Annotated in this window: 15 protein-coding genes; 10 read left to right on the forward strand and 5 right to left on the reverse strand. The window is 72.2% G+C overall.

Annotated features, from left to right (window positions below; translation table 11 throughout):
- Positions 1 to 12: 12 nt before the first annotated feature.
- Together K1J60_RS17625 and K1J60_RS17630 are read left to right on the forward strand one after the other, a co-directional pair.
- Positions 13 to 1,950: a 2-oxoacid:acceptor oxidoreductase subunit alpha gene (locus K1J60_RS17625; RefSeq protein WP_220647032.1), complete on the forward strand. Its 1,938-nt coding sequence runs from the start codon at positions 13 to 15 to the stop codon at positions 1,948 to 1,950.
- Complete coding sequence (locus tag K1J60_RS17630; protein WP_220647033.1) at positions 1,943 to 3,031, forward strand: 2-oxoacid:ferredoxin oxidoreductase subunit beta; 1,089 nt, start codon at positions 1,943 to 1,945, stop codon at positions 3,029 to 3,031. The genes K1J60_RS17625 and K1J60_RS17630 overlap by 8 nt, the downstream gene beginning before the upstream one ends.
- Before the next feature lie 67 nt (positions 3,032 to 3,098).
- On the opposite strand, the gene K1J60_RS17635 is transcribed toward K1J60_RS17630, so the two are convergent.
- Positions 3,099 to 3,494, reverse strand: coding sequence for a winged helix-turn-helix transcriptional regulator (locus tag K1J60_RS17635; RefSeq protein ID WP_220647034.1), 396 nt, complete (start codon positions 3,492 to 3,494; stop codon positions 3,099 to 3,101).
- Positions 3,495 to 3,585: 91 nt separating this feature from the next.
- On the opposite strand from K1J60_RS17635, the gene K1J60_RS17640 reads away from it, so the two are divergent.
- The 3 genes from K1J60_RS17640 to K1J60_RS17650 all read left to right on the forward strand — a co-directional run bounded on the left by K1J60_RS17640 (position 3,586) and on the right by K1J60_RS17650 (position 6,693).
- A complete protein-coding gene (locus tag K1J60_RS17640; RefSeq protein WP_220647035.1) occupies positions 3,586 to 4,440 on the forward strand; it encodes an SDR family oxidoreductase in 855 nt (284 codons plus the stop codon).
- Between the two features lie 195 nt (positions 4,441 to 4,635).
- On the forward strand, positions 4,636 to 5,595 hold the full coding sequence (gene rarD / locus K1J60_RS17645; protein ID WP_220647036.1) for an EamA family transporter RarD: 960 nt from the start codon (positions 4,636 to 4,638) through the stop codon (positions 5,593 to 5,595).
- 120 nt (positions 5,596 to 5,715) lie between these two features.
- Positions 5,716 to 6,693 carry a M28 family metallopeptidase gene (locus K1J60_RS17650; RefSeq protein ID WP_220647037.1) on the forward strand — a complete coding sequence of 326 codons (978 nt, stop codon included), beginning with the start codon at positions 5,716 to 5,718 and terminating at the stop codon, positions 6,691 to 6,693.
- Between the two features lie 206 nt (positions 6,694 to 6,899).
- Here K1J60_RS17650 and K1J60_RS17655 read toward each other — a convergent pair whose 3' ends face one another.
- The 4 genes from K1J60_RS17655 to K1J60_RS17670 form a co-directional block, all read right to left on the reverse strand.
- Positions 6,900 to 7,634 (reverse strand): hypothetical protein, encoded by a 735-nt coding sequence (locus tag K1J60_RS17655; RefSeq protein ID WP_220647038.1) that lies wholly within the window; start codon positions 7,632 to 7,634, stop codon positions 6,900 to 6,902.
- The gene (locus tag K1J60_RS17660; RefSeq protein ID WP_220647039.1) at positions 7,624 to 10,185 is read right to left on the reverse strand and encodes a hypothetical protein; all 2,562 of its coding nucleotides are present in this window, start codon (positions 10,183 to 10,185) and stop codon (positions 7,624 to 7,626) included. The genes K1J60_RS17655 and K1J60_RS17660 overlap by 11 nt, the downstream gene beginning before the upstream one ends.
- A 7-nt stretch (positions 10,186 to 10,192) precedes the next feature.
- Positions 10,193 to 11,032: a hypothetical protein gene (locus K1J60_RS17665; RefSeq protein WP_259407769.1), complete on the reverse strand. Its 840-nt coding sequence runs from the start codon at positions 11,030 to 11,032 to the stop codon at positions 10,193 to 10,195.
- A gap of 104 nt (positions 11,033 to 11,136) precedes the next feature.
- On the reverse strand, positions 11,137 to 12,171 hold the full coding sequence (locus K1J60_RS17670) for a peptidoglycan DD-metalloendopeptidase family protein (protein ID WP_220647041.1): 1,035 nt from the start codon (positions 12,169 to 12,171) through the stop codon (positions 11,137 to 11,139).
- 309 nt (positions 12,172 to 12,480) lie between these two features.
- Between K1J60_RS17670 and K1J60_RS17675 the strand changes: the two genes are divergently transcribed.
- The 5 genes from K1J60_RS17675 to K1J60_RS17695 all read left to right on the forward strand — a co-directional run bounded on the left by K1J60_RS17675 (position 12,481) and on the right by K1J60_RS17695 (position 16,297).
- Positions 12,481 to 13,029, forward strand: a complete 549-nt coding sequence (locus K1J60_RS17675; RefSeq protein WP_259407770.1) for a DUF6668 family protein — start codon at positions 12,481 to 12,483, stop codon at positions 13,027 to 13,029.
- Positions 13,026 to 13,286, forward strand: coding sequence for a hypothetical protein (locus K1J60_RS17680; RefSeq protein WP_220647042.1), 261 nt, complete (start codon positions 13,026 to 13,028; stop codon positions 13,284 to 13,286). The genes K1J60_RS17675 and K1J60_RS17680 overlap by 4 nt, the downstream gene beginning before the upstream one ends.
- 690 nt (positions 13,287 to 13,976) lie before the next feature.
- Complete coding sequence (locus K1J60_RS17685; RefSeq protein ID WP_045559387.1) at positions 13,977 to 14,273, forward strand: hypothetical protein; 297 nt, start codon at positions 13,977 to 13,979, stop codon at positions 14,271 to 14,273.
- Positions 14,274 to 14,304: 31 nt separating this feature from the next.
- Complete coding sequence (locus K1J60_RS17690) at positions 14,305 to 15,114, forward strand: hypothetical protein (protein WP_220647043.1); 810 nt, start codon at positions 14,305 to 14,307, stop codon at positions 15,112 to 15,114.
- Position 15,115: 1 nt separating this feature from the next.
- On the forward strand, positions 15,116 to 16,297 hold the full coding sequence (locus K1J60_RS17695) for a hypothetical protein (RefSeq protein ID WP_220647044.1): 1,182 nt from the start codon (positions 15,116 to 15,118) through the stop codon (positions 16,295 to 16,297).
- Positions 16,298 to 16,375: the final 78 nt, after the last annotated feature.

The raw sequence follows: 16,375 nt of genomic DNA on the forward strand, positions 1-16,375 counted from the left end.
AGGTCCAGTTCAGTGACCAGCCAGGTCAGCAGCCCAGCGGAGCAGGCCGACGAGTCCGCTCTGGGAGAACTGAGGGAACAGCGCAATCCGGCGGGACCGAAGGACGTCCGTCGACTCGATCGGGTGATCATTCGGTTCGCCGGGGACTCCGGTGACGGTATGCAGCTCACCGGCGACCGCTTCACCTCCGAGACCGCCACCTTCGGCAACGACCTCTCCACCCTGCCGAACTTCCCCGCCGAGATCCGCGCCCCCGCCGGCACCCTGCCGGGCGTCTCCAGCTTCCAGCTGCACTTCGCCGACCACGACATCCTCACCCCGGGTGACGCGCCCAATGTGCTCGTCGCGATGAACCCGGCCGCTCTCAAGGCGAACATCGGGGACGTGCCGCGCGGCGCGGAGGTCATCGTCAACACGGACGAGTTCACCAAACGGGCGATGCAGAAGGTCGGATACGCGACCAGCCCGCTGGAGGACGGTTCGCTGGACGGGTACAGCCTCCATCCGGTGCCGCTGACCACCCTCACCGTCGAGGCGCTCAAGGAATTCGACCTCAGTCGCAAGGAGGCCGAGCGCAGCAAGAACATGTTCGCGCTCGGCCTCCTGTCATGGATGTACCACCGGCCGACCGAGGGCACGGAGAAGTTCCTGGCGGCCAAGTTCGCCAAGAAGCCGGCCATCGCGGCCGCCAACCTCGCCGCCTTCCGCGCGGGCTGGAACTTCGGGGAGACGACCGAGGACTTCGCGGTCAGTTACGAGATCGCCCCGGCGACGCAGGCCTTCCCCGTGGGGACGTACCGGAACATCTCCGGGAACCTGGCCCTGTCGTACGGGCTGATCGCGGCCTCGCGGCAGGCGGATCTGCCGCTCTACCTGGGCTCGTACCCGATCACCCCGGCCTCGGACATCCTGCACGAGCTGAGCCGGCACAAGAACTTCGGTGTGCGGACGTTCCAGGCCGAGGACGAGATCGCGGGCATCGGGGCCGCGCTGGGGGCCGCCTTCGGGGGTTCTCTCGCGGTCACGACGACCTCCGGGCCCGGTGTGGCGCTCAAGTCGGAGACCATCGGGCTCGCCGTCTCGCTCGAGCTGCCGCTGCTCGTCGTCGACATCCAGCGCGGCGGGCCGTCCACCGGGCTGCCGACCAAGACCGAGCAGGCCGATCTGCTCCAGGCCATGTACGGGCGCAACGGCGAGGCCCCGGTGCCGGTGGTCGCGCCGCGCACCCCGGCCGACTGTTTCGACGCGGCCCTGGAGGCCGCCCGGATCGCGCTGACGTACCGCACGCCCGTGTTCCTGCTGTCGGACGGCTACCTGGCCAACGGCAGCGAGCCCTGGCGCATCCCCGAGCTCGACGAACTGCCGGATCTGACCGTGCAGTTCACCCAAGGGCCCAACCACACGCTCGACGACGGCACCGAGGTCTTCTGGCCGTACAAGCGCGACCCGCAGACCCTGGCCCGGCCCTGGGCCGTGCCGGGGACGCCGGGGCTGGAACACCGGATCGGCGGCATCGAGAAGCAGGACGGCACGGGCAACATCTCCTACGACCCGGCCAACCACGACTTCATGGTGCGCACCCGGCAGGCGAAGATCGACGGGATCGACGTGCCCGATGTCGAGGTCGACGATCCGCACGAGGCGCGCACGCTGGTGCTGGGCTGGGGATCGACGTACGGGCCGATCACGGCGGCGGTACGGCGGTTGCGTACGGCCGGGGAGTCCATCGCGCAGGCCCATCTGCGGCACCTCAACCCCTTCCCGCGGAATCTCGGTGCGGTGCTGCGGCGTTACGACAAGGTGGTGATCCCCGAGATGAACCTCGGGCAGCTCGCCACGCTCGTCCGGGCGAAGTACCTGGTCGACGCCCACTCGTACAACCAGGTGAACGGCATGCCGTTCAAGGCGGAGCAGCTCGCCACGGCTCTCAAGGAGGCCATCGATGGCTGAGAGGTCCACGGAGACCGCGGGTACGGGCGGCTCGATCGAGGCGCTCTCCCTCGTGCCCAAGGCCACGGCCCGGCAGTCCATGAAGGACTTCAAGTCCGACCAGGAAGTGCGCTGGTGCCCCGGCTGCGGTGACTACGCGGTCCTCGCGGCCGTCCAGGGCTTCATGCCCGAACTGGGTCTGGCCAGGGAGAACATCGTCTTCGTCTCGGGCATCGGCTGCTCGTCCCGCTTCCCGTACTACATGGACACCTACGGGATGCACTCCATCCACGGGCGTGCGCCGGCGATCGCGACCGGGCTCGCCACCTCGCGGCGCGATCTGTCCGTCTGGGTGGTGACCGGGGACGGGGACGCGCTCTCCATCGGCGGCAACCACCTGATCCATGCCCTGCGACGCAATGTGAATCTGAAGATCCTGCTCTTCAACAACCGGATCTACGGTCTGACGAAGGGGCAGTACTCCCCCACGTCGGAGGTCGGCAAGATCACCAAGTCGACGCCGATGGGCTCGCTGGACGCGCCCTTCAACCCGGTGTCGCTGGCGCTCGGGGCGGAGGCGTCGTTCGTGGCGCGGACCGTGGACTCCGACCGCAAGCACCTGACGGAGGTGCTGCGGCAGGCCGCCGCCCATCCGGGCACGGCGCTCGTCGAGATCTACCAGAACTGCAACATCTTCAACGACGGCGCCTTCGAGGTCCTCAAGGACCGGCAGCAGGCCGAGGAGGCCGTGATCCGGCTGGTGCACGGCGAGCCGATCCGGTTCGGGGCGGCCGGCGGCCGGGGCGTCGTCCGGGACGAGGCGACCGGTGATCTGAAGGTGGTCACCGTGACCCCGGAGAACGAGGCCCGGATCCTGGTCCACGACGCGCACGCTCAGTCGCCCACCACCGCGTTCGCGCTGTCGCGGCTGGCCGATCCGGACACCCTGCACCACACCCCGATCGGTGTCCTGCGGTCCGTCGAACGGCCCGTCTACGACACGCAGATGGCCGACCAGCTCGACTCCGCCGTCGACCGGTTCGGCAAGGGCGACCTCTCGGCGCTGCTGGCCGGCGGGGACACCTGGACCGTGGTCGGCTGAGCCGCGGCCGACCGCCGAGGGACGACCACCGTGGACGACGACTGAGCGACGAGGCCCGGGGCAGGGTTCAGCCCCGGGCCTCGTCGTACGCCCGCCGGGCCCGCTCCACCTCGTCCATGCGGTCCTTCGTCCAGCCCGCCAGGGCGCGAACCTGTTCGGCGGCCTCGCGGCCGAGGTCGGTGAGGGAGTAGTCGACACGGGGCGGGATGACGGGCTTGGCGTCGCGATGGACGAGGCCGTCGCGCTCCAGGGTCTGCAGGGTCTGGGTGAGCATCTTCTCGCTGACCCGGCCGATGGCCCGGCGCAGCTCACTGAAGCGGTACGGCCGCTCCATCAGCTCGATCAGGACGAGGACGCCCCAGCGGCTGGTGACGTGCTCCAGGACGAGGCGGTAGGGGCACATCCCCTCGGGGCTCATCTCGTACCTGTTCGCGGGCTGCGGCGACACCTTGCTTACGGCCATGCCAGTAGCTTACTTCAAAGTGGGTACTTTCGAAGAGTTAGTGCACCCCCTAGGGTGAGTGGCGCACCCGCCCCCCTGGAGGAGTTTCACCATGAGCATCGTCGTCACCGGAGCCACCGGACACCTCGGCACGTTCGTCATCGAGGGTCTGCTGGAGAAGGTACCGGCCGAGCAGATCACGGCCGTCGTCCGCAGCGAGGAGAAGGCAGCCGGATTCGCGGCGCGCGGCGTGAAGATCGCCGTGGCCGACTACAACGCCCCCGAGACCTTCGACGGCCTGTTCGCCGCCGGTGACAAGGTGCTGCTGATCTCGGGCAGCGAGCTCGGCGGCGACCGGGTGGGCCAGCACAAGGCCGTGATCGACGCCGCCAAGGCCGCGGGCGTGGCGCTCCTCGCGTACACCAGCGCTCCGGGCAGCCTGACGGCCGCGCTCGCCGACGACCACCGGGCCACCGAGAAGGCGCTGCTCGCCTCCGGGCTGCCCTACACCCTGCTGCGCAACGGCTGGTACAACGAGAACTACACCGAGCAGCTCGCGCCGGTGCTGGAGTACAACGCCGTCACCCACGCCGCCGGCGAGGGCCGGGTCTCCTCCGCGGCCCGCGCCGACTACGCGGCCGCCGCCGTCGCCGTGCTGACCGGCGAGGGCCACGAGAACCAGACCTACGAGCTGGGCGGCGACACCGCGTGGAGCTTCGCCGAGTACGCGGCCGAGCTGAGCAAGCAGACCGGCAAGGAGATAGCGAACAACCCCGTCCCCGTCGAGGCGCTCACCGGCATCCTGACCGGCGCCGGGCTCCCCGGGTTCCTCGCCGAGATCCTCGCGGGCGTCGACGCGGCCGCCGCCAAGGGCGAGCTGGTCGTCTCCTCCGGTGACCTCTCCCGCCTGATCGGCCGCCCGACCACGCCGATCGAGGAGTCGATCACGGCGGCGCTGAAGGCGTGACCGGCCGGGGCTGAGCCTCCGCACCCCGGGGCCGTGCGCCCCGGTCGGCACCCCGGACTCCCCCTCTGGGCACCCACCCCCGGCTGTCATGACCGTATCCCGATACGGGCATGACAGCCGGGGGTGCTCGGCGTTACCTTCGGGAGACCGAGGGTTCGGGGTCGCGGCGGTGCGGCCGGGCGAGGAGGAGGGGCCGTGGCGGCGCAGTCGAGGGGCGAACACCGGATAGGGCTGCTGAACGGCTTCGCCGCGTACGGGATGTGGGGGCTCGTCCCGCTCTTCTGGCCCCTGCTGAAGCCCTCCGGCGCGCTGGAGATCCTCGCCCACCGCATGGTCTGGTCCCTCGCGGTCGTCGCCGTGGTGCTGCTGGTGCTGCGACGCTGGTCCTGGGCCGGTGAGCTGCTGCGACAGCCGCGCAAGCTCGGCCTGATCACGGTCGCGGCGGCCACGATCACCGTCAACTGGGGCGTCTACATCTGGGCCGTCAACACCCACCAGGTCGTCGAGGCCTCCCTCGGGTACTTCATCAACCCGCTCGTCACCATCGCCATCGGCGTCCTGCTGCTGAAGGAACGGCTGCGGCCCGTCCAGTGGACGGCGGTCGGGGTGGGCTTCGCGGCGGTGCTCGTCCTCACGATCGGCTACGGACGGCCGCCGTGGATCTCCCTCTGCCTCGCCTTCTCCTTCGCCACGTACGGGCTGGTGAAGAAGAAGGTCAACCTCGGCGGCGTGGAGTCGCTCGCCGCCGAGACCGCGATCCAGTTCCTGCCCGCACTGGCCTATCTGTTGTGGCTGGGATCGCGCGGGCAGGCCACCTTCGGCCCGGAGGGGACGGGGCACGCGCTGCTGCTCGCCGCGACCGGACTGGTGACCGCCCTGCCGCTGGTCTGCTTCGGGGCGGCCGCGATCCGCGTGCCCCTGTCCACGCTGGGGCTGCTGCAGTATCTGGCGCCGGTGTTCCAGTTCCTGCTGGGCGTCCTCTACTTCGGTGAGGCCATGCCGCCCGAGCGGTGGGCGGGCTTCGCGCTGGTGTGGCTGGCGCTGTCCCTGCTGACGTGGGACGCGCTGCGGACGGCCCGGACGGCACGGAGGCGACTGGAGGAGCTGAGCGTCGTCCCGGAGGCCGTCGAGGCGCGAACCCCGCTGGCCAAATAGCACCCTTGACGGAGAGTCAGTCCCGACCGCACCATCCAGGCACCTCATTCACCCGGTTTTGCCATGGACACATCAACAGTGTCGTCCGGGGCGAACCCATGGAATTCGGAGCCCCCCACTATGAAGCTCTCTGTTCCAGTCACGGGACGTGCCGCCGTCGCCGCCGCCGTCACGGTGGCCACGCTGTTCACCACCGGTTCCATAGCGGGGGCGGCCCCCGCACCCGACCGGGCGGCCGCCGCTCCCGCCGCGACGATCGCCGCGGCACCGGACCTGCCCGTGGCCAACGTCAAGGCCCACCTGACCCAGTTCCAGTCCATCGCCGCCGCCAACGGCGGCAACAGAGCGCACGGCCGGGCCGGCTACCTCGCGTCACTGAACTACGTGAAGGGCAAGCTCGACGCGGCAGGCTTCACCACGACCGTGCAGTCCTTCACGTCCGGCGGGCGCACCGGCTACAACCTGATCGCGGACTGGCCCGGCGGCGACGCGAACCAGGTTGTCATGGCCGGTTCACACCTGGACAGTGTCTCCACGGGCGCGGGCATCAACGACAACGGGAGCGGGTCCGCCGCCGTGCTGGAGGCCGCGCTGACCGTGGCGCGCACGAACTACCAGCCCACGAAGCATCTGCGGTTCGCCTGGTGGGGCGCCGAGGAGCTGGGCCTCGTCGGCTCCCGCTACTACGTCAACAACCTCTCCGCCGCGAACCGGGCCCGCATCAGCGGCTACCTCAACTTCGACATGATCGGCTCGCCGAACCCCGGGTACTTCGTCTACGACGACAACCCCGTCATCGAACAGACCTTCAAGGACTACTTCGCGGGGATCGGCGTCGCGACCGAGATCGAGACCGAGGGCGACGGCCGCTCCGACCACGCGCCGTTCAAGAGCGCCGGGGTGCCCGTCGGCGGGCTCTTCACGGGAGCGAGCCGTACGAAGACCGCCGCGCAGGTCGCCAAGTGGGGCGGGACCTCCGGCCAGGCCTTCGACCGCTGCTACCACTCGTCCTGCGACACCACGGCCAACATCAACGACACGGCACTCGACCGGAACGGGGACGCGCTGGCGTACGCGGTGTGGGAGTTGTCGGAGTGAGGTCGGGGTGAGGTCGCAGTGACCTCGGAGTGACCTCGGAGTGAGGTCGTAAGTGAGGGGTGACGCCCGGTAGGTGACGCTCCGGGTGGTTGGTTGTCGTTCCGGGGTCGGCCGGCGGTGGGGAGCGCCGCGGTCGGCCTCGGGTGCATGGGTGTGGGTGTGCGCGGGTGCGGGTGTGGGCGGGTGCGGGTGTGCGCGGGTGCGGGTCAGAGCGACCGGCGGTGGGTGGGGGCGGGGGTCGGAGGGCGGGTCACGGCCGCGGTGTGGCGGGCCGCGAGGACGTGGGTGTGTGCCGGGGTCGCGGTCGTCGACCTGAGGCGGGACGCGACCGAGGTGGGCATGCCGGCGCCGCGGGCGAGGTCGGCGGCCACGGCGGAGCGGAGTGCGCCGAGCCGGGCCGGCCGGCTGCTGCCACGCTCCGGGGTGAGCGCTCCTACGTCGGCACTCAGCGCGGCCCGTACGGCTCCGGGGTGCGTCGGGATGGGGGCGGCGCCCTTCGCGGGGGCGCGGGAGGGGTCGAGGCCTGCGGAGCGGAAGGCCGCGGCGCGGGCGCTGAAGGGGGCGGCGGCTCCCGGCTCGGTCGCGGTCGTACGGCGGTGAGGGGTGCCGGACGCGCCGACGGTACCGGGGGTGCCGTCCTGGGCGGTCGGTGCGCGTGTCGGGCGGACGAGGGTGCGCCAACTCACCGTGCCGGTCAACTCGTTGACGGTGACCTCGACTCGGGGACGCGGTCCGGGGTGGTGTTCGGTGGACGTCGGGGAGAGGGAGCGGTGGCGGGCCGCGCGGGACCGGTCGGTCGGGCGGTGGAGCGCGCCGTCGGGGGCGCCGGGTACGCGGCCGGAACGTCCGAGCGCGCCGTCGGGGACGCCGGGTACGCGGCCGGGGCGAGGGCGGTGGTGGCCTCGGGTGGGGTCGCTGGGATAACTGGGGTTACTGGCCATGGGCGTAGGGGGCGGAGTCGAGGGCGCGGGCCCGGTCGGTGAGGCGGGTCATGCGGGTGCGGGCCTTCTCCAGTTGCTCCAGGTCGTCGGCGGCGGGGCCCGCGTCCGCGGCGAGGTCGGTCCAGACGGCGATCAGGTCGCGGCCCAGGTGCAGACCCTGAAGCGGGTCGCGGACCGCCCGCCAGGCGGCCGCCGCGCTCTGGATGTTGCCGTACGCGGCACGCTGGTCGCGCATGCGGTGGCGGAGACCGGCGAGGTCGAGGGAGAGGTGGAACGAGCGGAGGGCGTCACCGGCCAAGTAGGCGATGTAGGCGGTGAGTTCGCGGAGTTTCAGGACCTCGGGGTGCTGGGGGCCAAGCGTCGCCGTCGCCTGTGCGACCGTCTGCTCGGCCATCTCCGCGGCTTCCTGGATCCGGCCCAGTTTCACGGCCTCGTTGATGCGCGAGACGGGCTCCGCGAACGGTGACGGGGTGCCACCGTCCTCCGCCGGGTCCAGCACCGCCTCGGCCACCGCGTCGAACTCCCGTACCGGCGCGGGTTTCGGCGCGGTGTCCTCCTCCAGCACCTTCCACTCGGGGGCGGAGTACGCGTCGGACGCGGACTCCGCCGGAGGGGCCAGGGTGGCGGGGGGTGCGGGTTCCGGGGTGGGGGCGGTGGGCTGCGGGTGGATCGGCATCGGGGCCGGTCCCGGAGTCGGAGTCGGCGGCCAGGGCTGGGGTTCCAGCGAGGCGGGCCCGGACTCCGGGGTGGGACCCGGGGACGGGGTGTGTGCCGGCTCCGGGGTGGGGGCGTCGGTCGGGGCCGGGGGCCACGGCTGCGGGTTCAGGGAGGCCGGGGCCGAGCGGGGGGTGCTGGTCGAGGGCTGGGGCGGGGCTGCGGCCCGGTCCTGGTGCCAGGACGGGGAGGCCGTCCCGATCGGGGGCGGTTCGGGGTCCGTGAGCGGGCCGAACTCGCCGGTCGGGGGCGAGACGGTGCCGGCGGCCGGGGCGAGGTCCTGGGCGGGCTCGGGTGCCGAGGGTCGGGCCTCCGAGTCCACCGGGACGCCCGGCAGGGTGAGGGGGAGGCCCGGGGTGCGCGGTGGCCGCGCCAAGGGTCCGTCCTGCGGCTCCGGCACCGCGCGCAGCACGAACGTCGACGGAACGACCCCGCCCGACGCCGGCTGCGACGCGTCGCCCTGGTCGACACGTTCGCCCTGCTTCTCCTTCGCCGCCGTGAGGGGCATCGTCCGCGGCTGCGGCTTCACGGGCTGCGCCGCAGGCTGCGCGTGGGGCGCTGCGGCCGACTCGGGTGTGGGCGCGTTGGTGGACGAGGCGTGGTTCGGGGCGGGTGAGGGTGGTGGGGGTTCGGTGGCCTGCGCGCGGGCGGGCGGGGGCTCTGCGGGCGCGGGCGCGGGCGTCGGGTCGGCGAAGGGCCCTGACGTGGGCTTCGCCGCCGTCAGCGGAAGGGTGCTGGGCTCTCGCTTCGGGCGCTCGGGCTCCGGGGTGGAGGCGACCGGCTCCGCCGAGGGCGCCGGGTCGCCCGCCGCCAACCGCATCGTGCTCGGCTCCCGCTTCGCCTGCCCCTGAGGGTGCGACTGCGACTCCGGCCGCGCGTCCGGCCGTACATCGGGCTGGGCGGTCGGCTGCGGCCGGTGCTGCTCGGGGTGCGCCGAACCCTCCGGCCCTGCCTGAGGCTGCCACTCCTGCTGCACCTCGGGCTGGGACGGAACCTGGGCCGGGGCCTGCCCGACCGACCGCGCCTGCCACTCGGCCGACCGAGCCCGCGGCTCACCGACCTGCGGCTCCCGCCCGGACTCGCCCTGCTGCTGCCAGCCGCTGCGAGGCTGCTGCTCTCCGCCGCCGTGTGGCTGCCACTCGGCCGGAGAGCGGCGCTCGGCGTCCGTCTGCGGCGCCCGCCCGGGGTCGGCCTGCGCGTGCTGTTCGGGGCGGGGCTGCCAGTTCGGGTCCTGGTGAGGGTGTGCCGAGGTGTGAGCCTGCGGGTGTGCGCCCCGCGAGTCGCCCTGTTCCTGCGGGAGTCGGCCCGTGGCCGCCGACTCCGGCACCGCGCGCAGCACATGCGTCGACCTGTCGCGACGCGGGGCCTGGGCCGGGGCCGAGGCAGGCGGTTCCGGTGCTGTCCACGCGTCCGTGCCCTCGCCGAGGTGGGCCGGCGCGGCCATGCCCGGCGCGATCCGCTCCTCCCCCTCGCGTACCGCCGCGCCCTCGCGCACGGCTGGCGCCCCCTCTGCCGCGAACCCCCTCGGCTCGCCCACCCGCACCGGCTCGCCGGCGTAGTGGCTGGAGCCGTCGACGTGGATCCGGAGGGGGACGACGTAGCCGATGCGTTCGTCGTGGACGGTGGCGAGAACGGGATGGCCGGTGGCGAGGGCCAGGCGGTGGAGGTAGTCGAGGGCGGCGCTCTGGAGGGACTCCCCGGCGGCCGGCGGTACCGGCATGCCGCCGACCGTCGCACCGGCCTCGGCCGAGACACGGACGTCGATCGGGGTGAGCCCGGCCGGCACACGTCCCGCGCGCTTGAGTTCCCGCTTCTGTTCGCGGCTGAGTCGAGTCATCGTTCCCTCACTCGGGTCGGGCAGAAGGAGAAGAAGAAAGAGGAGCTGTGGGGGTGGCGGCTGAGGCCGGGGTGGACGGGTCCGGTGTCGGTATCGCTGCCTCCACCGTACGCACCTCGTCCACCCGCCACGGCTCGCCCTTGCCCGAGCGCACCAGCTTCACGTACACCGTGGCCTGAGGGCCGGTTCCCGTCCAGCCGTCGCGGCCGTGTGCCGTGCCGTCGACGAAGAGGGCACGGTAGGCGTCCCTGGCCGAGTCGGAGGGCGCGTCCCCGTCGTCGTCCGGTTCCACGTCGACCGTGGTCCACGCCTTGTGCGCGGCCCAGGAGTTCCACTGTTCACCGGCGCCGCTCGCGGGGCGGTACGAGCGTTCGGCCTTCGCCTTGGCGGCGGTGAACCAGCGCGCGGAGCGCAGGACGGCGTCGTGCGGGCCCGTGTCGTACTTGGTGTCGTAGCCGTACGCGACCTCGGTCCAGGCCTCGGCCACGGCGGTCGCGTCCGTCTCGTCGACGCCGGTGGGGCTCGGGACGTGGGCGTCCGGGCCGAGCGATTTCCCGGAGGGGAGGGGGGCCTTGGGGGTGAAGGGCGGTTCGGACGTGGCCGTGGAGCCGCCCGCCGTCTCGCGGTGGTCCTCCAGGCCGCAGGCGGTGAGGACGGCCACACCGGTCACCGCCGCGAGCACGGCCACGCCCGCCCGCCGGACCGCGCCGGCCCGCCGGACCACGCCGGCCCGCCGGATCAGCCCGCCACCCGTTCCGTGCCGCGCACCGGGCACGTGCGGTCCGCCCGGGACCCGCGCTTCCCCGCGCGTGTCACGCTCCTCGCGCCCCCCGCGTGCATCACGCATCGTGTTCACCCTCGTTCCCCTCCTCACCTCAGTGTCCTGCCCCGTCGAACCGGTCGTCCACGCCGAACGGCGGTTCCGTGCCGCCCACTTCGCCCTGCTCACCACTACAGCCCCAGCCACGGCGCCGGATTCACGTAGGCCCCGTTCTGCTGCACCTCGAAGTGGAGATGGGCGCCCGTCGAGTAGCCGGTCGAGCCGACGAGGCCGACGCGTTGGCCGACCTTGACCTTGTCGCCGACGCCGACGTTGAGGCCGGACAGCATGTGGTTGTAGGTGGTGGAGATGGTGTCGCCGTTGATGGTGCCGTGGGAGATGACGACGCGGTTGCCGTAGCCGTTGCTCCAGCCGGCGAAGGTGACCTCGCCGTCACGGGCGGCGAGGACCGGCGTGCCGGCGGCCGCGCCGAAGTCGATGCCGGTGTGGAGTTTGCGGACCCCGAGCGTGGGGTGCATGCGCCAGCCGTACGGGGAGGTCACGGGCGGGTTGCCGGGGAGCGGCATCGCCATCTCCCGGCCGGCCGGGAGCTTGCCGGGCGGGTCGTCGACCGACTCGTACTTGGAGATCAGGGACTTGATGCGGGCGACGTAGTTCTGGGTCTCGGTGTAGGGCGGGATGCCGCCGTACTTCTGCACGGCTCCCGGACCGGCGTTGTACGCGGCGAGCGCCAGGTCGAGGGTCTCGCCGGTCGCCTGGCCGCTGTCCTTGTAGCCCTGGACCTGCTTGGCGAGGGCACAGTCGTAGCGGCCCTGGGCCATGATCGCGTCGCCGGGGTCGTACGGCGAGACACGGCCGTTGCCGTCGTCGTCCTTGCCCCAGCTCGGCCAGGTGCCGGGCATGAACTGGCTCAGCCCCTCGGCGCCGACCGGGGACTTGGCGTTCGGGTTCCAGCCGGACTCGGCCTCGATCTGCGCGGCGATCACCGCCGGCTTGATGACATCGCACATGGCGCCGGCCTTGAGCACCCACGGCACGTACTCGGCGGGCACCTGGCCCGACTTGAGGCCTCCCCCGACGCCCTGCTCCTCGGCCTCGGCATCGCCGCCGCCGCTCACCGCGACCATCATGACCACCGGCATCATCACGGCAGCCACACAGCCGCCGACGACCCAGGTCGTGACGGACCCTCCCCCGTTGGACATCTGCTCCCCTCAGCGTCGAAGCGGCGGGACGACGAAGTTCCGTCATGCTCCTGCCACTTGGGTCCAGTCAGACGAGTCTCGCCGCTCACCCCCACTCCACGCGTCACCGGTGCGTCACAGGCTCGTCGCAGGAACTCACGTCCCGATTCCCAAGCCGCCCGTACGCCGTGAAGATCGGGGGTGGGCGTCGCGCCGGGCACGCAACGGCGGCGGGCACCCCGCCGGGTGCGACGGGCGCCACGGGCTCAGGAAGACTGCGACGAGCGGACCGCGCCGAGCGGACCGCGTGATCAGCGGCGGAAACGGGGAGTGGTGGAGAGCGGTGATGCGGTGATGCGGCCGGACACGGGACAGGCGGCGGCCGGGCCGGAGATCTGGGTGCGCGGTCCGGTGACGGAGCCGGAGGCACGGCCGCCGGATCCGGCGCCCCTGGCGGCGGCGAGCACGCGACGGTTCTCCTGGGTGGCCACGCACGGTGGCGCCGGGTCCACCACCCTCGCGACGGTCTTCGGCGGTCATGACGCGGGCCGCAACTGGCCGCGTCCCGACCAGGGCGAGCCGGGCTCGGTGCTCCTGGTGGGGCGCACGCACGCCGCCGGGCTCGACGCGGTCTCGCACACCCTGGACATCTTCCGGCGGGGCGACGCGCCGCCGGGGCTCGACCTGGACGCGATCGTGCTGGTCGCGGACGCGCCCGGCCGGCTGCCCCGGCAGCTGGCGCAGCGCGTGAAGGTGATCGGTTCCGTCATAGACGTCTACCGGGTGCCCTGGGTGCCCGCCTGGCGCACCGGCGATCTCACCGGCCCGCCGCCCCGGGAGAGCGCGGCACTGGCCCGTCTGACCGGGAGGACCCCATGAGCAGCACCCTGTACGCCGCCGCCTCGACACTGGCCGGGCCTCCGGCCGTGGTCACCAACGAGCTCAACTACGTACTGAACATCCTCGCCTGGCTGGTCACCGCGGCCGGTGTGTGCGGGCTGCTGATCGTGGGCTCGCGGATGGCCATCTCGCTGCGGTCCGGGGAGGGCGACGAGCATCTCAGCCAGTTCGCGGTGGTCATGGGCGCCTGCATCATCGGCGCGACGGCCGGACCGATCGTGGGGTTCGTGCTGTAGGGGGACGCCGAGCGGGACACCGGGCGGAAGACAGGGCGACGGCCCGCCGGTTCACGGGGAACCGGCGGGCCGTCGCCGTGTCTTCGGGCGGCTTCGGCCCTGCCTGACGGCTCCCGCCGTGGCTTCGGGCGGCTTCTGGAGCGTCTTCAGGCGGCTTCCGCTGCGTCTTCAGGCGGCTTCCGCTGCGTCTTCAGGCGGCTTCCGCTGCGTCTTCAGGGGCTTCCGCCGTGGCTTCAGAAGCTTCCGCCGTGGCTTCGGGCGGTTTCTCGTAACGCGCGGGTACGCACCCGTCGTGCACCGAGTCGCAGCCCCGACGCACGACCCCGCCGCGCGAGGACACACGACCCCGCCGCGCGAGGACGCGCGGCCCCGTCGCACTTGGACACGTCGTCCTCTTCGCACACCGGTGCGATGCCCTCCACTTAGCCGCAGGTCCCGACGTTTCTGACGGATCGTCACTGTCCCGGACATGACGAGGAGTTCCCGTCTGTCACGAGCACGTCACCGACAGGTGCTGGATCACTACATCGCTTGGTTTCGGCTCACAGCAGTCGCCAAGCTCACAGGGCGACCGGGAACCCGGGCACGTCACGCCGGCCCCGGAAACGACCCAATGTCCCATCCGCTCACATCGGTCGACATCGTCCCGCCGCCCACGGCGGGACGGCCGAGACCACGGGGAGAAACCACATGCTGCACGCGATAGCCGCCAAGGCTCATCAGTCCGTCCTCCTGGCCGACGGCACGGTCCCCAACCCCAACCGCGACGCTCCCGCCGAACTCACCGGCAAGGTCGACACCGTGCTCGGCATCGTCGCCTGGGCCGGCACCGCCGCCGGCGTCGCGGGTGTGCTGATCTGCGGCGCCATGATGGCGATCTCCATGCGCCGCGGCGAGGGCTCGGAGCACATGGGCCGACTCGGCATGGTCCTCGGCGGCTGTGTCCTGGTCGCCACCGCCGGCCCGCTCGTGAACTTCGTCTTCTAGTCGTCCGAGCACGTCGAAAGGGGGAGCGACGATGCTGAACTCCGGCCGGGCCCACGGGGGCAGCGGAGAGTGGGAGCAGCCGTTCTGGCAGCAGCGGGGCTGGATCCTGTCGGCCGGGTTCCTGGCGGTACTGCTCGTCCTCGCCGTGCTCTTCGCGGTGACGGGCAACGGCGGCGAGGGGTCTCCCGGCGCGGCCGGCGATCCGGACCCGGCACCGACCTCGACCTCGGACACGGGCTCCGACAGTGGCTCGGACTCCGACGGCGGTGCGGACGGTGCCGGCGGTTCGGACAAGCGGCCCGCCGGGTGCCGCACCGACGACCGCGACCAGGCGGAGCCCACCGAGGCGCCGCGCGACTTCCGCTGGAAGGCCAACGGCACCGGTCTGGTCCCGGTCTCCAAGGCGGCGGGCCCGCTCACGTACGACGGTCCGGTCTGGTCCTGCTTCGCCCACACCCCGCTGGGCGCCGTCATGGCGGTCCACTCCATCACCGACCACCTCAGCTACGACGGCTGGCGCGAGGTCGTCGACCGGCAGGTCGTGCCGGGCGCGGGCCGCGACGCGCTGATCGCGAGCCGCTCCCAGGAGGCGAACAAGTCCACCACGGGCTCGCCGGACGCCGGCGGCTACGCCGGGTTCACGGTCCTGTCGTACGACGAGACACAGGCGACCGTGATGGTCCTGGTGCGCGGCATGGGCGACGGCGGCTACGGCTCCGCCTCGGTCACCGTGCGCTGGCGGGACGGCGACTGGAAACTCTCGCCCGACCCGGACGGCACGGTCTACAGCGGAGTGTCGCAGGTCAGCGGCACCGACGGCTTCGTCACCTGGGAGGCGTGAGATGGCCTGCTCCTGGAAGCTCTACGACTGTGTGATCGAAGAGGGCGGCAAGCAGTTCACCGAGGGGGCCGTGGTCGTCTTCGCCAAGGCGATCGGCGACGGCGCGGCGGAGGTGCTCAAGGCGCTCAACGGCGTCTGGCTGAACATCGACGTGAAGGACCCGACGGGGAACGGCGGCGGCCACGGCCAGGCGACCGCCGGCAGTCCCATCGGTCAGATCACCGCGGAGGTCAACTGGATCGTCGCCTATGTCGCGGTGGCGTCGTTGCTGCTGGCCGCGATCAGGATGGCCGTGGACCGCAAGGGCCAGTCGATGCGACAGGCGTTCATGGGGATGTGGAAGGTCATCCTCGTCGGCGCGGCCTCCGTACCCGTGGTCACGGCCCTGATGAAGGCGTCGGACGCGTACGCCAAGGACGTCTACGCGAGATCGAACCTGGGTGACAAGGCCGCCGAGATGCTGGGCGTGCTGACGCTCAACCAGCCGGGTCTGGTGCTGATCTTCGGTCTGCTGGTCATGCTGTCGAGCTTCGTGCAGATCGTGCTGATGTACATCCGCATCGGTGTCCTGATCATGCTGGTCGGCACGCTGCCGCTGGCCGCCGCCTCCTCGATGACCGGGTGGGGCGAGGGCTGGTGGAAGAAGCACATCGGCTGGCTCGCGGCCTGGCTGCTGTACAAGCCGGCGGCGGCCCTGATCATCTACTCGGCCACCGCGATGACCAAGGACACCAAGGACCTGAACCAGGTGATCGCGGGCATGGGCATGCTGATCATGGCGGTCTTCGCCCTGCCCGCCCTGCTCAAGCTGATCGTCCCGGCCACGGCCGCCCTCGGCGGTACCTCGGGCGGCACGGTCGCCCTCGGCGCCGCCAACAACATGGCCTCCGGCGCGGTCAGCATCGCCGGCAGTGCCGTCGGCGCGGCCGGTCAGTCGGGCGGCGGCGGGGGCGGCGGTTCGACGGGCCCCCAGGGCTCACCCTCCTCGGGCGCGGGCGCCTCCGCGGGCGGTGCGGGTGGCGCCGGCGCTGCGGCCGGTACCGCCGCCGCGGGAGCGGCCACGGCGGGCGCGGCCGTCGCGGTCCAGGCCGCCGCCGTCGTCGTCCAGACCGGTATGCAGGCGGCATCCGAGGTCGCGGGCTCCCTGGACGACAACGACGGGATGAAGGGCCACAACCAGTAGGGCGCTCCTGGGGGAAAGAGGCCGCAGGCCCTTTCCCCCAGGAGCGCGGGGAACTGCGCGAGCGACCACGACGGACCC

It is taken from the genome of Streptomyces akebiae, assembly GCF_019599145.1.
In the GTDB taxonomy this organism is placed as follows: Bacteria; Actinomycetota; Actinomycetes; order Streptomycetales; family Streptomycetaceae; genus Streptomyces; species Streptomyces akebiae.

What these genes read in the sequence shown, in the direction of transcription:
- K1J60_RS17630 (WP_220647033.1), top strand. Translation starts at nt 1,943, where the DNA reads ATGGCTGAGAGGTCCACGGAGACCGCGGGTACGGGCGGCTCGATCGAG.
- K1J60_RS17635 (WP_220647034.1), bottom strand. Translation starts at nt 3,494, where the DNA reads ATGGCCGTAAGCAAGGTGTCGCCGCAGCCCGCGAACAGGTACGAGATG.
- K1J60_RS17640 (WP_220647035.1), top strand. Translation starts at nt 3,586, where the DNA reads ATGAGCATCGTCGTCACCGGAGCCACCGGACACCTCGGCACGTTCGTC.
- K1J60_RS17650 (WP_220647037.1), top strand. Translation starts at nt 5,716, where the DNA reads ATGAAGCTCTCTGTTCCAGTCACGGGACGTGCCGCCGTCGCCGCCGCC.
- K1J60_RS17655 (WP_220647038.1), bottom strand. Translation starts at nt 7,634, where the DNA reads ATGGCCAGTAACCCCAGTTATCCCAGCGACCCCACCCGAGGCCACCAC.
- K1J60_RS17660 (WP_220647039.1), bottom strand. Translation starts at nt 10,185, where the DNA reads ATGACTCGACTCAGCCGCGAACAGAAGCGGGAACTCAAGCGCGCGGGA.
- K1J60_RS17665 (WP_259407769.1), bottom strand. Translation starts at nt 11,032, where the DNA reads ATGCGTGATGCACGCGGGGGGCGCGAGGAGCGTGACACGCGCGGGGAA.
- K1J60_RS17670 (WP_220647041.1), bottom strand. Translation starts at nt 12,171, where the DNA reads ATGTCCAACGGGGGAGGGTCCGTCACGACCTGGGTCGTCGGCGGCTGT.
- K1J60_RS17680 (WP_220647042.1), top strand. Translation starts at nt 13,026, where the DNA reads ATGAGCAGCACCCTGTACGCCGCCGCCTCGACACTGGCCGGGCCTCCG.
- K1J60_RS17685 (WP_045559387.1), top strand. Translation starts at nt 13,977, where the DNA reads ATGCTGCACGCGATAGCCGCCAAGGCTCATCAGTCCGTCCTCCTGGCC.
- K1J60_RS17690 (WP_220647043.1), top strand. Translation starts at nt 14,305, where the DNA reads ATGCTGAACTCCGGCCGGGCCCACGGGGGCAGCGGAGAGTGGGAGCAG.
- K1J60_RS17695 (WP_220647044.1), top strand. Translation starts at nt 15,116, where the DNA reads ATGGCCTGCTCCTGGAAGCTCTACGACTGTGTGATCGAAGAGGGCGGC.